This window comes from Pseudomonas oryzagri, from assembly GCF_020831405.1.
Lineage (GTDB): Bacteria > Pseudomonadota > Gammaproteobacteria > Pseudomonadales > Pseudomonadaceae > Geopseudomonas > Geopseudomonas oryzagri.
Window position 1 is genome coordinate 130,124 of record NZ_JAJHPU010000008.1, and the last position, 13,777, is coordinate 143,900.

Genomic DNA, 13,777 nt, shown 5'->3' on the forward strand with positions numbered 1-13,777 from the left:
TTACCTTGAGGATTGCCCTGTGCAAACGGTACAGCGACTGGCTGCGCCGACCTGCAGTGCAGCCTGCCGTGTTCAGACATGCGCAGGCTGCCGGCGCTGGCAGGTTCAGCGCAGCGCTATCGGAAGTTGCTCGCGGTCAGCTGGCGTGCGGCTGGGCGCAGCCCATCAGGGACGCCACGGCTTTTTCCAGGAAGGCCAGGCTGCGGGCTTCGAGCCAGGTTCCCTCGGCGAGGCTGGGCTCCTGCTGCATGGCCTGGCGGATCTTGCGATGGGTATCCGGATCGCTGCCGGCATATCCGTGCAGCATGGCCAGCCAGCGCCCGGCCAGACGCTGACCGTCCTCGCCATCCGGCTCGGCGCCGGCATCGATGGCGCAGCGCAAGTCGATCAGCAATTGCGGCCAGCCCTTCATCTCCCGCGCATAGTGCTGCCGCATGAAGGCGAACTCACCGGCCGAGAGGTAGCGGGCGAACACGGCCAGCTTGCTCTCGGCAAAGGCCTCCAGCAGGAATGCAACCACGCTCGGGGCGACGCCCAGTTGCTCCTGGAACAGCGGCTCGCTGGCGTGCATGGCGTCCAGTCTGGCCAACCAGTCGGGATTCGCAGCGGTGTCGCGCTCGAGAGTTCGCATCCAGCGGCGGGCGAATTGCTGCGCGGCCTCGCTGGCTGGCGACGCTCCCGCCGCGTAGAGGAGGTTGGCCTCGCGGGCCAGTTCGGCCCATTCCGCCCGCAGGGTATCGTCTGCCCGGTAGAACGGCAGGTTGGCGAGTTCGTCTTGGGTAAAGTACTGCTCGTACATGGACATCAGCTCCAGTGTTTTCAGCCAGTCGTCCAGCTCCGGCTCCTCGCCCTCCGTGAGCCGGGCCTTGAGTTGGCTCAGCCGGTAGCGCAGTTGGATCTGTTGCGCGAGCAGCCGATCGATGGCCTTGATCTGACTGTCGATGAGGGGGGCGAGAGCGAAGTCCGGACGGTCGAGAGCCGCGCCGATGTCTGCCAGCGTCATGCCGAGCCCGCGCAGCGCCTGGATCTGGTGCAGGCGGGCGATGTCCTCGCGGTTGTAGAGGCGGTAGCCGGCTTCGGTGCGGGCCGAAGGACGGAGCAGTCCGATGTCGTCATAGTGATGGAGGGTACGAACGGTCAAACCCGTGCGCCTGGCCAGTTCACCTACTCGCAGCAACATCTTCGAACTCCTGTTTCCTGGGGCGAGATCCATGCTGAGGCCTCACGTTGCGTGAGGATCAAGCCCCTGATCGTAACAGCAGGGGCAAGCCTGCCCAGAATCGGGCGACCGAGCGCAGCCGCCCCTCGGCGGCACGGCGGACGATGCCCGTCAGTCCTGCCGGGTGACTTCAAGCCTGCGGATGTCGAAGCCCTGATGCGAAGGCCTGGTCAGCAGGTTCCGGTAGTCATCGGCTGCGATAACGGGTGTCCTGGCCAGTATCCACAGATATTCTTTTTCCGGCTCGCTCACGGCAACCAGCTGGTAGTGCTCGTCACTGCATCCTCCCGGGCACGCGCCGAAAATCACCCCGCTCCCCGCTCGACCAGGCGCTGCACATCGGCATCGCGGGCCGCGGCCGCGGCGCTCAGACGGCGCAGGCTGGTCATGTACAGCGCGCCGGCCAGGGTGCGGGCCTTGATCACCACCGCTCCGCCGCCGGGCAGCGGGCGGACCAGGGTCACCCGGCCCTTGCGGTTCTCGAGCAGCACGCCCTCGTGCAGGGCAGGCTGGACCCGCGCCCAGTTGTCCGGGCTGAGGTCGGCACGCCCGCTGGTGGCGCCGAGCACCACCACCTGCGACTTGAGGCCGCCGACGGCCGGCGCGCTGTCGGCCAGCCAGGCCAGCGGAAAGACCCCGCGCGGCGAGCGCAGCCAGTCGCTCAGCACCTCGCCCATGCGCCGGACGGTGATGCGCGCCAGGCCCGGGTGGCGGCGGTCGGCCTTCTGCCGCCGGGAGAGCGGCAGCGGCTGCATGGGCCCGGCCGCCCCCGGGTTGTAGGCCCAGCCGGGCTCGATGCCCTTGGGTATCCGCACCACCTCGCCGGTGCGCGGGTTGAGGTACTCCTCGGTGCCTTCGTCCGGCGCGGTCTCGCTGACCACGCCTTGGGCGCGCAGGCGTTCGGCTTCGAGCTCGCTGACCGCGCGCACATGGCACTTGCAGGCCCAGCCGTTGGGCGGGAAGTGGGTTTGCCACCAGGGATGGTCGACCGGCAGCAGACAGCCGGCCCAGCGCAGGTGATCGAGCCGGTGCTCGCGGGACGCCCCCAGCTCGTACAGCAGGTAGGGATGGGTGGCCTTGGTGCGCTGGATGCGCTGCCACTGGCCCGCCGCATGAGCAGTGCGCAGGTTGATGGTGTAGATGGTGCTCAGCCGGCGCGGGCTGCCCAGCTGCACTTCCTGGATGACGCCCTCCACCGGGTCGAACAGCTCCTGCCGACCCCACCACCCCATGCGCTCCAGCAGCGGCTGCAGCTCGCCCCTGAACTCGGCGAAGCTCTGGCCCTCGGCCAGCGCCTTGTCCACCTGCGCGCGAATGCCTTCGAGAATGTCCAGGCGCATGGCCTTGGCCACGGTGAAAACGCTGGCGTGCTCCGCCTGCCACACGTCGTGGTAGTCGAAGCTGATCTTGTAGGCCTTGGCGCGAAACCAGTCGAGCGCTTCCCTGGACACCGGCCCGCTGGTCACGGGGTTACCCCGCCAGCGACATCGACCATACCGCAGGAGCGGAACACGGCGGGGCGGCCGTAGACGTCGAGGATTGGCGACTCGCTCATTACCAGAGCCCTCCCGCGCGCCCGCCGCGCGGCGAGGCGTCGTCACATGGTCGGGTTGGGGACGGTCCGGGGCACGGCTGCGTAGCCACGGGCCCCGACCTTCATGCGGCTGCCAGTATAAGCCCGTACGCCTGCCACCGGGCGCGCCTGTCGCCGCCCCGGCTGGCCGGCAGCCCCACATCGGCGCAGCAGCGGTCGCGCCCAGCGTGCCGGGCGGCAAGGCCGATGTTTCAGCTTACCGCCCAACCCAGGCAAATCCCCCGCCCTCGCCTTTCCGGCGGTTAGCGGGGAACGCTGCGCCTCAAGCGCGCAACGTCACGCTCACGCCAGGACTTTCACAGCTGCTCCAGCGCCTGCAGGAAGTCGGCGACGATGTCCGCCGCCTCCTCGATGCCCACCGAAACGCGCACGGTGCCGTCGTGGATGTCCAGGCTGGCCAGGGTTTCCGGCGCCAGCGCGCGGTGCGAGGTCTTGCCCGGGTGGCTGATGCTGGTCGCCACGCCGGCCAGCGAAGGCGCGAACGCCGCCAGCTGCAGGGTCTGGATCAGCCGGTCGACCTCGGCCAGCCCGCCCTTGAGGGTGAAGCTGAGCATCCCCGAATAGCCATTGGGGAACAGGCGACGGGCCAGCTCAAAGTCCGGGTGCGACGGCAGCCCCGGATAGTAGACGCGCGCCACCTTGGGATGGGCCTCGAGCGCCTCGGCCAGCGCCTGGGCGTTGCGCGAGTGGGCCTGCATGCGCAGGGCCAGGGTCTTGGCGCCGCGGAAGGTCAGCCAGGCCTCGAACGGGCTGGCGCTGCCGCCGGCGTTGATCTGGAAGCGCCGCGCCTGGGCCACCCATTCGGCGTCGCCGACCAGGATGCCGCCGGTGGCGTCGCTGTGCCCGTTGAGGTACTTGGTGGTGCTGTGCAGCACCAGGTCGGCGCCGTCGGCCAGCGGGCGGTACAGCGCCGGCGAGAGGAAGGTGTTGTCCACCACCAGCTTCAGACCGCGGCGCTTGGCCAGCGCCGCCAGCGCCGGGATGTCGCTGACCCGCACCAGCGGGTTGGACGCGGTTTCCGTATAGATCAGCCGGGTCTGCGGGGTGATCGCCGCCTCCACCGCGGCCAGGTCGCCGATGTCGACCAGCGTGGAGGCGATGCCGAAGCGGCCCAGCTCCTTCTCGATCAGGCTCTGCGTGGTGCCGTACAGCTCGCGGCTGGCGACCAGGTGGTCTCCGGCGCTCAGCACGCCCTGCAGCGCGGCGCTGATCGCCGCCATCCCCGAGGCGCAGAACAGCGCCGCCTCGCCGCCCTCCAGGTCCCGGAGCAGCGCCTCCAGCGCCGCCGGGTTGGGATTGCCGATGCGCGTGTACATGTAGTTGTCGGGATTGCCGGCGAGGAAATCGTCGACCTGCGCCAGCGAGTCGTAGACGAACACCGAGGTCTGGTAGATCGGCTGGCTCTTGGCGTGGGTGACCATGTGGCGGTCGACGTCGTTGCCGCTGTGCACGGCGCGGGTAGCGAGACCCTGGGAAGGCTTGGACATGCGCGAATTCCGGAGAGAAACAGGCGGACAGCATAGCGCCGCCAGCACCTGCGGCGGCAAGGGGATGGCGTCTGCCGCGCCCCGGCGCGGCAGACTGCGCAGGCCTCAGTCCGGCAGGCCGAACAGCCGCGCGGCGTTGCCGTAGAGCAGCTTGTCCATGACGCTTTCCTTGAAGCCGAGGGCGAGGAAATCGTCGATGGTCGGCCAGATCGGCCGGAACGGGTAGGACGAGCCGAACAGCAGCTGCTCGCCGAGGAAGCCGTTGGCCGCCTGCACGAAGGCCGCGCTGCCGGGCAGGAACAGGTACATGTCCGGCACGGCGAGGATGTTCTCGTAGCGGAAGGCGACGCCGAGCAGCTGGTCCACGTTCGGCCAGTAGCCGTGGTAGCAGACGATCTTGAGCGTCGGGAAGGCGCGGGCGATCTTCGCCAGCCGCCCCGGGTCGTTGAACGCCGGGTCGGGGGTGGTCGGCCCGCTCATCAAGAACAGCGGAATGCCGCGCGCCGCCAGGTGCTCGTAGATCGGCCAGTACAGCGGATCGTCCGGATGGCGTGCCGGCTCGGCAAAACCCGGCTCCAGGTCGATGCCGGCGAGGCCCAGCCGGTCGATGGCGCGGTCGATCTCGGCGATGGCGCCCTCCACGCCCTGCAGCGTCGGGTCGATGCCGGCGATGCCGAGCAGCTCCTCGTGACCGTGGACGATCTCGTGGATGAAGTCGTTGGGCAGGTGCTGGCCCGGCGTGTGGCGGCCGACCACCACCGCCTTGCTCAGCCCGGCCTCGCGCACCTCGGCGAGGAAGCCCTCGGCGGTCAGCGAGCGCTCGAAGTGGGCATCGTCGCCGCGGGTGCCGACTCGCCGGTTCAGCCAGCGTGCCGCCGTGTGGGCGGCGTTGCCTGGCGTCGCGCCGAAGAAGTCGTGCAGGTACGCCGGCCGGCAGCGCATGTCGATGACTCTCATGCGGCAGCTCCGTCCTTCTGGGTGGCGCGCACGTCGAAGGCGCCGCCGGTCACTTCCTCGTCGATGGTCACCGGCTTCTTGCCCGGCAGCAGCGGGAACACCAACTCGGCGAAGCGGATCGACTCCTCCAGGTGCGGGTAGCCGGACAGCACGAAGCTGTCGACGCCCAGGTCGACGTACTCCTGCAGGCGCGCCGCCACGGTCTGCGGATCGCCGACCAGCGCGGTGCCGGCCCCGCCGCGCACCAGGCCGACGCCGGCCCACAGGTTGGGGCTGACCTCCAGCTGGTCGCGGCGCCCGCCGTGCAGCGCGGCCATGCGGCGCTGGCCCTCGGAGTCCATCTTGGCGTAGTTGGCCTGCGCCTTGGCGATGGTCTCGTCGTCGAGGTGGCTGATCAGCTGCTCGGCGGCGGCCCAGGCTTCGGCATTGGTCTCGCGCACGATCACGTGCAGGCGCACGCCGAAGCGCACGGTGCGCCCGTACTTCTTCGCCCGCTCGCGCACGTCGGCGATCTTCTCGGCGACCGCCGCCGGCGGCTCGCCCCAGGTCAGGTAGGCGTCGACGTGCTTGGCCGCCAGCTCGTGGGCGGCCGGCGAGGAACCACCGAAGTACAGCGGCGGATAGGGTTTCTGCACCGGCGGGAAGAAGTTCTTCGCGCCCTTGACGGTGACGTGCTTGCCTTCGAAATCGACGGTATTGCCGGCCAGCAGGTCGCGCCACACGGTCAGCACCTCGTCGGCCGCTTCGTAGCGCTCGTCGTGGCCGAGGAACACGCCGTCGGCGGCCAGCTCGGTGGCATCGCCGCCGGGCACCACGTTGAGCAGCAGGCGGCCCTTGAGCGCCTGGTCGAGGGTGGCGGCCTGGCGCGCGGTAGCGGTCGGTCCGCTGACCGAGGTGCGCAGCGCCACCAGCAGCTTGATGCGGCTGGTCACCGGCACCAGGCTGGCTGCGGTCACCCAGGGGTCCAGGCAGCTGCTGCCGGTGGGGATCAGCAGGCCGTCGTAGCCCAGGCTTTCCGCGGTCACGGCGATCTGCCGCATGTATTCGTTGGTTGCCGGCCGGCCGGAGGAGGACTTGCCGAGATAGCGGGTGTCGCCGGAGGTGGGGAGGAACCAGAAGATGTCCAGGCTCATGAATGCTTGCCTCAAGTGTCGAACGGGATGGCCTTGGCGGTCGCGCTGGCGACCAGGGTCATCGCAAGGCGCACAGCGGTTGGCTGCTGGCGTGGTACGGGCGAGCGTTCTGTGCCGCTCTTGCTCCGAGCAGAGCAAGGCGCATACCAGCGCCGCAAAAGCCCCCATCGAGCAGGCAAAAGCCACGTTCATGCAGCCATCTTGGGCGCACAAGCAAAATCCAGGACTTTCCCCGTACAGCCTGGCGACACCGGGGAACTGGGCAAATCCGCGCAAACTGTTGATTCGCTGTTGCGCCGCCAACAGTTGCCGGACGAACACCTGCCGCGAGCCCGGCGACTGTCCGCAAGCCGGCCAGTAGCCGCGTGTTCATCTGCCATGGGCAGCCGCCTCATATTCCATAAAAGAATTAAAATAAAATTAATAATTATTTTTTAGGAATATACGTCAGCCCCTAGAGTGGCGGCATCCGGCCACCGCGCCACACCGACTAGCCCACTAGAGGACTCCGCCATGTCCGCCGCCGACGACCATTCCTCTCTCGACCCCCTCCCCGCCCTCGACCTGCCGGCCGCCCAGGTACTCGCTCCCGAGGAGCTGCTGGCGCGCGGTCGCCAGCGCGGCCAGCAGGCTCAGCTCGACTACACCGGCAGCCTGTACCCGACCGAGGCCTGGGCGCTGGTGGAACGCGGCGCGGCCCGGCTGATCGACGTACGCACCGCCGAGGAGCTCAAGTTCGTCGGCCGGGTGCCGGGCGCCCAGCACGTCGCCTGGCAGAGCGGGCCGGCGCTGATCAAGAACCCGCGCTTCCTGCGCGAGCTGGAGGCCAAGGGCGGCCGCGACCAGGTGCTGGTCCTGCTGTGCCGCAGCGGCAAGCGCTCGGCCGCCGCCGCCAGCGCCGCGGCCAAGGCCGGCTTCAGCCAGGTATTCAACGTGCTGGAGGGCTTCGAGGGCGACCTCGACGCCAACCAGCAGCGCGGCGACAGCGGCGGCTGGCGGCACCGCGGCCTGCCCTGGCTGCAGGACTGACGGACCAACGGGCGGCCGGCCGGCGTTTGCGGCGGGCCGCGGCACCTCGGAAGGAAACAATCGATGAATCAGCGTGTGACGCCGGCCGCCGCGAGCGGCTGGCAACTGGAGAATATCGTCCGCGATCTGCGCACCGCGCGCAGCGAATGGCGCACCGAGCATGGCCGCGCCCGCGAACCGGGCGGCCGCGAGCTGCCCTCGCGGCCGATCATGGGCGAGATCGTCGAGTCGCTGGCCGGCGCGCTGTTCCCCATGCGCCTGGGCCCGCCCGACCTGCGCCAGGAGAGCGAGGACTTCTACGTCGGCCACACCCTCGACGCCGCCCTCAACGCCCTACTGCAACAGGTCTGCCTGGAGCTGGCGCACGCCGCACGCCCCGGCACTCCGCCCGGCGCGCAGATCGAGCGCCAGGCGCGGCGCATCGTCCAGGACTTCGCCCTGACCCTGCCGGCACTGCGCCGCCTGCTCGACGGCGACGTGATGGCCGCCTACCGGGGCGACCCGGCGGCGCGCAGCGTCGACGAGGTGCTGCTGTGCTATCCGGGCGTCATCGCGGTGATCCACCACCGCATCGCCCATCACCTGTACAACGCCGGGCTGCCGCTGCTGGCGCGGATCATCGCCGAGCTGGCGCATTCGGCCACCGGCATCGACATCCATCCCGGCGCGCAGATCGGCCGCAGCTTCTTCATCGACCACGGCACCGGCGTGGTGATCGGCGAAACCGCGGTGATCGGCGAGCGGGTGCGCATCTACCAGGCGGTGACCCTGGGCGCCAAGCGCTTCGAATCCGACCAGACCGGCCAGCTGCTCAAGGGGCAGCCGCGCCATCCCATCGTTGAAGACGACGTGGTGATCTACGCCGGGGCCACCATCCTCGGGCGCATCACCATCGGCGCCGGTTCCACCATCGGTGGAAACGTCTGGCTGACGCGCAGCGTGCCCGCGGGCAGCAACGTCAGCCAGGCGAACCTGCAGAACCAGGTGGGCAACGTGGGGTAGTCGCGTGCGACGAACCCTCCGGCCCCACGACCCGAACTCATCTGGAGCTTTACATGGCTGATACCCAGGATGTACGCCTGGCGCTAGGCGACAGCGCCGCCCGCCAACTGGCCAACGCAACCAAGACCGTCCCGCAGCTTTCCACCATCACGCCGCGCTGGCTGGTCCACCTGCTGCAATGGAACCCGGTGGAAGCCGGCATCTTCCGCCTCAACCGGGTGAAGAACCCGCTCAACGTGCAGGTCGCCTGCTCGCAGCGCGACGAGGCGGTGCTGCCGCAGACCTTCGTCGACTACGAGGACCAGCCGCGCGAGTACTTCCTCAACGCGGTGACCACCATCCTCGACGTGCACACCCGCGTCTCCGACCTGTACAACAGCCCGCACGACCAGATCCGCGAGCAGCTGCGCCTGACCATCGAGACCATCAAGGAGCGTCAGGAAAACGAGCTGATCAACAACCCCGAGTACGGCCTGCTGGCCAGCGTCGACCCGACCCAGCGCATTTCCACGCTGACCGGCGCGCCGACCCCGGACGATATGGACGAACTGATCGCCAAGGTATGGAAGGAGCCGGCCTTCTTCCTCACCCACCCGCTGGCCATCGCCGCCTTCGGCCGCGAGTGCACCCGCCGCGGCGTGCCGCCGCCCACCGTCAGCCTGTTCGGCTCGCAGTTCCTCACCTGGCGCGGCCTGCCGCTGATCCCCTCGGACAAGGTGCCGGTCGACGAGAACGGCAAGACCAAGATCCTCCTGCTGCGCGTCGGCGAGCAGCGCCAGGGCGTGATCGGCCTGTATCAGCCGGGAGTGGCCGGCGAACAGAGCCCGGGGCTGTCGGTGCGCTTCATGGGCATCAACCGCAACGCCATCGCCTCCTACCTGATCTCGCTGTACTGCTCGCTGGCGGTGCTGACCGAGGATGCCCTGGCGGTGCTCGATGACGTGGAGGTCGGCAAGTACCATGACTATCCGGACACTTACAAGTAACCCCGCGGAGCTGCCCGGCGCCGAGGCGCCGGCCGGCCTGCCGGACGTCGGCACCCTGGCGCAGCTGGCCAACCAGTTCTTCGCCAGCCTGCCGGGCGAAGCGTTCGCCCGCCCCGCCCCGGCGTCCGAGCTGACGCTGGGCAATAGCCCGGCGCCCAGCCTGGCTGCTGTCGAACCGCCGGGGCCGGCAACCCCGCCCGCGGGCGGCTTCGACGGTTTCAATCTCGGCTCGCCCGAGGCCTACACCGCGGCGATCCCGCAGGTGGCGCCGTCCGCCGGAGGCCATGCGCCCTCGGCGGGTGGCGCGCCGGCCTCGGCGTACTACTTCGTCGGCGAGTCGCGCGAGCCGGGCAAAGCCGTGCCTGCCGCACCGGCACCCAGCGAAAGCCGCATCGACCCGCAGCCCTTCGCGATGCCGGGCGGCGATGCGCTGGGGCAGATCCTGCAGTCGATCGTCGGCCGGCGAGAACCCTCCGCCACGCCGGCCAGACCGCAGGCGCCGGCCAGCGCGGGGCAGTTCTACTTCCTCGATCAGGGGAATGTGCCGCGCCTGGAGACCCGCGCCGAGCAGCGCCCGCAGCTGCATAGCCACGCGGCCTTCGACGTGCAGGCGATCCGCCGCGACTTCCCGATCCTCGCCGAGCGGGTCGACGGCAAGCCGCTGGTCTGGTTCGACAACGCCGCCACCACGCAGAAGCCGACGGCGGTGATCGAACGCCTGAAGTACTTCTACGAGCACGAGAACTCCAACATCCACCGCGCCGCGCACGAACTGGCGGCGCGCGCCACCGACGCCTACGAGGGCGCGCGCAACACCGTGGCGCGCTTCATCGGCGCGCGCTCGGCGGAGGAGATCGTCTTCGTGCGCGGTGCCACCGAGGCGATCAACCTGGTGGCCAACACCTTCGGCCGCAAGTACATCGGCGCCGGCGACGAGATCATCGTTTCCCAGCTCGAACACCACGCCAACATCGTGCCCTGGCAGCAGCTGGCGGCCGAGGTGGGCGCGAAGATCCGCGTGATCCCGGTGGACGACTCGGGACAGATCATCCTCGAGGAGTACGCCAGGCTGCTGTGTGCGCGCACCAGGCTGGTGGCCATCACCCAGGTCTCCAACGCCCTGGGCACGGTGACCCCGGTGGCCGAGGTGATCGCCCTCGCCCACGGCGTCGGCGCGCGGGTGCTGGTCGACGGCGCGCAGTCGGTGTCGCACCTCAAGGTCGACGTGCGCGCGCTGGACGCGGACTTCTTCGTGTTCTCCGGGCACAAGATCTTCGGCCCCACCGGCATCGGCGTGGTCTATGGCAAGCGCGAACTGCTGGAGACCCTGCCGCCGTGGCAGGGCGGCGGCAACATGATCGCCGACGTGACCTTCGAGCGGACGCTGTACCAGCCGGCACCGGCGCGTTTCGAAGCCGGCACCGGCAACATCGCCGACGCGGTGGGCCTGGCGGCGGCGCTCGATTACGTCGAGCGCATCGGCCTGGACAACATCGCCCGCTACGAGCACGACCTGCTGGCCTACGCCACCCGCGGCCTGTCGAGCATCCCCGGCCTGCGCCTGGTCGGCACCGCGGCGCACAAGGCCAGCGTGGCGTCCTTCGTGCTGGAGGGCTACCGCACCGAACAAGTCGGCGCGGCCCTCAACCGCGAAGGCATCGCCGTACGCTCCGGCCACCACTGCGCGCAGCCGATCCTGCGCCGCTTCGGCCTGGAAGCCACCGTGCGGCCATCGCTTGCGTTCTACAACACCTGCGAGGAGGTTGATCTGCTGGTTGAAACGGTCAGGCGGTTGGCGAATCGGCGCTGAGGCGTTGCATAAAAGCAAAAGCCCCCGGTCGGGAGACTAGGGGCTTTTTTGTTGGAGTGCTTACGATCCGTCGTGGACGTTGGCGAGGGTTGACCAGAAGCGGAGGTGGAGGGGGAAAATAAATCTGTCCCCATTTCCGCGGGGACGATGCGGAACGGGCGGTCGTTGTAGGTGAGGTGGATCTGCTTGGCGGGCTCGCTCGGGCCGTCGACCGCGCCCGGATTCGCCGCGGCGCCGTTCAGCGCGCTTCATCTCGTTGACGCCGTTGCTATACACCTCTTTCCACTTCGCCGCTTCCCTGCCGGTGAAGCCCATGCAGAGGAAGGTGAAGCCATCTCGGGTCAGGCGGTACTGGGTGAGCTTCCGTCCGGTCGAGTCGGTGTATTCACCCAACGCAAAATTGCGTTCAGTGAACTCTGCCGAGCAGTCCAGCTTGCTGATCGCTCGAATCACATCGGCGTGGCGCTTACCGAAATGGGCAGAGACATCGAGGTTGGTGGTGGTCGGCTGACCGTCAACCAGTTCGACAAGGATGGGGGTTGAAGCGGGTGCGATGGCTTTCATGGGGTGGATCTCCTGTGAGGTAGGAGGCTCCGCGCCCGAGGCCAATGGGGCGGACGGAGCCGTGCAGGTTGGCCTACGGGCTCACAGGGGCCGACCACCCTTGCGGGTGCCCACACGACTCCACCCATAACGCAGGCGTTGCCATGCTGCGGGCGCAAAAAAACCGCTCAAAAGCGGCGACTGCGTCTGCCTGTGAATTTCCGGGAGGCCAATCCCAGGTCGCTGGATTGACAGCGACCAATGGAGCCCAATTGGGATATGGATAAGGTGTCAAGCCCAGCTTCATGTACCATTATTCGATAGAAAAAGTGGTAGAGTGTAGGGTAAGTCTTCTTATTAATAGCAGCTCACTATCAATACTTATCTTATAATTTATTTTTGCAATGGACGCTTAACACTGTGGCAAAACCAAAAAACCCGTATGGCTCTTTGTTGATTAATCTTGACGCAGTCACTGCGTGCGTTGAAAGGAATGGGGCAGAAAGCTCTATTCTTAAAAAGAATAACGACAAAGAGTTTCTTTTGAGTTTTGCTTATAACGGGACCCCTTTCTTGATGAAGATCTTTCCCGTCAAGGGGGGCGCCTATGCTCTAGGGAAAGCATCACCCACAAAATATGATCCTGAAGTTTATGAGTTTTTTGCCGAAAAAATAAGCTGCGAGTGCACCACCGCTCAATCTGGAAGCCTTAACTATTCGATCCCAAAACTTGGGAGAAAGCCCCTTGAAGAATTGATTGCTTTTCTTCAAGAGGAAGGAGCAGAGATAGAGGGGAATGAAACCAATGGCGCTTATGACCTATATAGGCTACTTGGCCCCAAAGGTGACCGCCTTACCATAAAAATCTACAAAAACGATACCGTGCAGTTCCAAGGCAAGCACTTGCACCTAGCAACACTCCTCATCGACTACTTGGTTTCTGTTCTATCACTGGAAGATGCACTTAACAAGCAAATTGAAATTTACAGTGTCCCTCTAACGATCTCCCAAGTGAAAGAGGATCTTGAGGCAAGGATACCTGTGTCGCACACAATTATTAGCGACGCGGTAAGGGCCAGCTTGAGCTCAGCATTAGCAATGACAAAGATCACTCTCCCACTAGAGGATCACTCAGCAGTTGCATTTCCTGCTTTAAGGGCTCTTGAGGGGTTCTTGAAGGACATCCTTGTACGTGGCGGACTATCACCGAAAGTTGATGCAACCTTCGGTGATTACGTGCGCGATGGCCGCATGGGCGGGGACTACGCCAAGCATGTAGGCAACACTATCGAGAGCATATTTAATAATCTCTATTGTTTCTATCATGCAAACAGGCATCGCCTATTTCATATGGACGCACCAAGCACCACTTCTAGGCTATTAAACTTCAGCGACTCTGTCGCCATAGTCAACAGAGTCCTTGAACTCATAGAGTCCTCCTGCCTGAGGCTGACGAAGTGAAGAGCTACCTGATAGAGCCATTGACTGCTTGCGCTGACCCTGACATTTCAGCATGCGTCCTTGCTGCGGACTACCACAGTCCATTTGACTACCTTAGATTCATTGGAGAAGAGTTAAGCCGCGAAAACATAAAGGGCTCTGTCCTGTTCGACATGCTTCTGGCCAACGGATCCAAGCGGAATCGTTACTACTTGGCATATTTCAATGGAGCTTCTTTTACTTCTCCCCAAGAGAAGGCTCCGGATTATTACTATGAAAAATTCAGCTCTATCTCTGCAAACATCCTAAAAAATCACATCACCGAAATTGATGACACCTTACTAACAAGAGCGATGAAGTTTGCCGTGAGACGCGGAATACCTTTGTAGCGCGTAGGGCAGACAACTGTGCAGCATTACCTACCCTACGCGGCTGACCGCCATACCTCTAGAAGCCCGCCATGTCGTCAAGCCTTCTTACCCTCAGCGGCATACCCTGCACGCCACAACATCCGTCAGCCTCACAGGGCGAAACTCCATAGCTCAGACAGTGGGCAAGCCGCCATGCGAGTTGCCCA

The 13,777-nt window shown here is 66.1% G+C and carries 13 protein-coding genes; 6 read left to right on the forward strand and 7 right to left on the reverse strand.

Features of this window, described 5'->3' with window-relative positions; translation table 11 throughout:
• Positions 1 to 136 precede the first annotated feature (136 nt).
• From LMJ29_RS02560 to ssuD, 6 genes are all read right to left on the reverse strand, one after another.
• The gene (locus LMJ29_RS02560) at positions 137 to 1,213 is read right to left on the reverse strand and encodes a MerR family transcriptional regulator (RefSeq protein ID WP_229603750.1); all 1,077 of its coding nucleotides are present in this window, start codon (positions 1,211 to 1,213) and stop codon (positions 137 to 139) included.
• Between the two features lie 117 nt (positions 1,214 to 1,330).
• Positions 1,331 to 1,528: a lipocalin family protein gene (locus LMJ29_RS21010; RefSeq protein WP_319942208.1), complete on the reverse strand. Its 198-nt coding sequence runs from the start codon at positions 1,526 to 1,528 to the stop codon at positions 1,331 to 1,333.
• A complete protein-coding gene (locus tag LMJ29_RS21015) occupies positions 1,525 to 2,670 on the reverse strand; it encodes a phage head morphogenesis protein (RefSeq protein WP_229603754.1) in 1,146 nt (381 codons plus the stop codon). Before LMJ29_RS21015 ends, LMJ29_RS21010 begins: the two co-directional genes overlap by 4 nt.
• 439 nt (positions 2,671 to 3,109) lie before the next feature.
• A complete protein-coding gene (locus LMJ29_RS02575; RefSeq protein WP_229603755.1) occupies positions 3,110 to 4,300 on the reverse strand; it encodes a trans-sulfuration enzyme family protein in 1,191 nt (396 codons plus the stop codon).
• Positions 4,301 to 4,405: 105 nt separating this feature from the next.
• Positions 4,406 to 5,257, reverse strand: coding sequence for an amidohydrolase family protein (locus tag LMJ29_RS02580; RefSeq protein ID WP_229603757.1), 852 nt, complete (start codon positions 5,255 to 5,257; stop codon positions 4,406 to 4,408).
• Entirely contained in the window at positions 5,254 to 6,390 is a 1,137-nt protein-coding gene (gene ssuD, locus LMJ29_RS02585; RefSeq protein WP_229603758.1) for an FMNH2-dependent alkanesulfonate monooxygenase, read from the reverse strand. The genes LMJ29_RS02580 and ssuD overlap by 4 nt, the downstream gene beginning before the upstream one ends.
• 513 nt (positions 6,391 to 6,903) lie before the next feature.
• Between ssuD and LMJ29_RS02590 the strand changes: the two genes are divergently transcribed.
• The 4 genes from LMJ29_RS02590 (at position 6,904) to LMJ29_RS02605 (ending at position 11,217) form a co-directional block, all read left to right on the forward strand.
• Entirely contained in the window at positions 6,904 to 7,419 is a 516-nt protein-coding gene (locus LMJ29_RS02590; protein ID WP_229603760.1) for a rhodanese-like domain-containing protein, read from the forward strand.
• 63 nt (positions 7,420 to 7,482) lie between these two features.
• Positions 7,483 to 8,421 carry a serine O-acetyltransferase EpsC gene (gene epsC, locus LMJ29_RS02595; protein WP_229603762.1) on the forward strand — a complete coding sequence of 313 codons (939 nt, stop codon included), beginning with the start codon at positions 7,483 to 7,485 and terminating at the stop codon, positions 8,419 to 8,421.
• Positions 8,422 to 8,474: 53 nt separating this feature from the next.
• The gene (locus LMJ29_RS02600; protein WP_229603764.1) at positions 8,475 to 9,407 is read left to right on the forward strand and encodes a family 2A encapsulin nanocompartment shell protein; all 933 of its coding nucleotides are present in this window, start codon (positions 8,475 to 8,477) and stop codon (positions 9,405 to 9,407) included.
• The gene (locus LMJ29_RS02605) at positions 9,382 to 11,217 is read left to right on the forward strand and encodes a family 2A encapsulin nanocompartment cargo protein cysteine desulfurase (protein WP_229603766.1); all 1,836 of its coding nucleotides are present in this window, start codon (positions 9,382 to 9,384) and stop codon (positions 11,215 to 11,217) included. The genes LMJ29_RS02600 and LMJ29_RS02605 overlap by 26 nt, the downstream gene beginning before the upstream one ends.
• A gap of 60 nt (positions 11,218 to 11,277) precedes the next feature.
• On the opposite strand, the gene LMJ29_RS02610 is transcribed toward LMJ29_RS02605, so the two are convergent.
• Positions 11,278 to 11,781: a Rha family transcriptional regulator gene (locus tag LMJ29_RS02610; RefSeq protein ID WP_229603768.1), complete on the reverse strand. Its 504-nt coding sequence runs from the start codon at positions 11,779 to 11,781 to the stop codon at positions 11,278 to 11,280.
• A gap of 555 nt (positions 11,782 to 12,336) precedes the next feature.
• Between LMJ29_RS02610 and LMJ29_RS02615 the strand changes: the two genes are divergently transcribed.
• Both LMJ29_RS02615 and LMJ29_RS02620 read left to right on the forward strand, forming a co-directional pair.
• Positions 12,337 to 13,221 carry a type II toxin-antitoxin system RnlA family toxin gene (locus tag LMJ29_RS02615; RefSeq protein WP_229603770.1) on the forward strand — a complete coding sequence of 295 codons (885 nt, stop codon included), beginning with the start codon at positions 12,337 to 12,339 and terminating at the stop codon, positions 13,219 to 13,221.
• Positions 13,218 to 13,589, forward strand: coding sequence for a type II toxin-antitoxin system RnlB family antitoxin (locus tag LMJ29_RS02620; RefSeq protein WP_229603772.1), 372 nt, complete (start codon positions 13,218 to 13,220; stop codon positions 13,587 to 13,589). Before LMJ29_RS02615 ends, LMJ29_RS02620 begins: the two co-directional genes overlap by 4 nt.
• Positions 13,590 to 13,777: the final 188 nt, after the last annotated feature.

Excerpts from the sequence above, each read along its gene's own strand:
- LMJ29_RS02560 (WP_229603750.1), bottom strand. The coding sequence starts at position 1,213 with ATGGATCTCGCCCCAGGAAACAGGAGTTCGAAGATGTTGCTGCGAGTA.
- LMJ29_RS02575 (WP_229603755.1), bottom strand. The coding sequence starts at position 4,300 with ATGTCCAAGCCTTCCCAGGGTCTCGCTACCCGCGCCGTGCACAGCGGC.
- LMJ29_RS02580 (WP_229603757.1), bottom strand. The coding sequence starts at position 5,257 with ATGAGAGTCATCGACATGCGCTGCCGGCCGGCGTACCTGCACGACTTC.
- ssuD (WP_229603758.1), bottom strand. The coding sequence starts at position 6,390 with ATGAGCCTGGACATCTTCTGGTTCCTCCCCACCTCCGGCGACACCCGC.
- LMJ29_RS02590 (WP_229603760.1), top strand. The coding sequence starts at position 6,904 with ATGTCCGCCGCCGACGACCATTCCTCTCTCGACCCCCTCCCCGCCCTC.
- epsC (WP_229603762.1), top strand. The coding sequence starts at position 7,483 with ATGAATCAGCGTGTGACGCCGGCCGCCGCGAGCGGCTGGCAACTGGAG.
- LMJ29_RS02600 (WP_229603764.1), top strand. The coding sequence starts at position 8,475 with ATGGCTGATACCCAGGATGTACGCCTGGCGCTAGGCGACAGCGCCGCC.
- LMJ29_RS02605 (WP_229603766.1), top strand. The coding sequence starts at position 9,382 with ATGACTATCCGGACACTTACAAGTAACCCCGCGGAGCTGCCCGGCGCC.
- LMJ29_RS02610 (WP_229603768.1), bottom strand. The coding sequence starts at position 11,781 with ATGAAAGCCATCGCACCCGCTTCAACCCCCATCCTTGTCGAACTGGTT.
- LMJ29_RS02615 (WP_229603770.1), top strand. The coding sequence starts at position 12,337 with ATGAAGATCTTTCCCGTCAAGGGGGGCGCCTATGCTCTAGGGAAAGCA.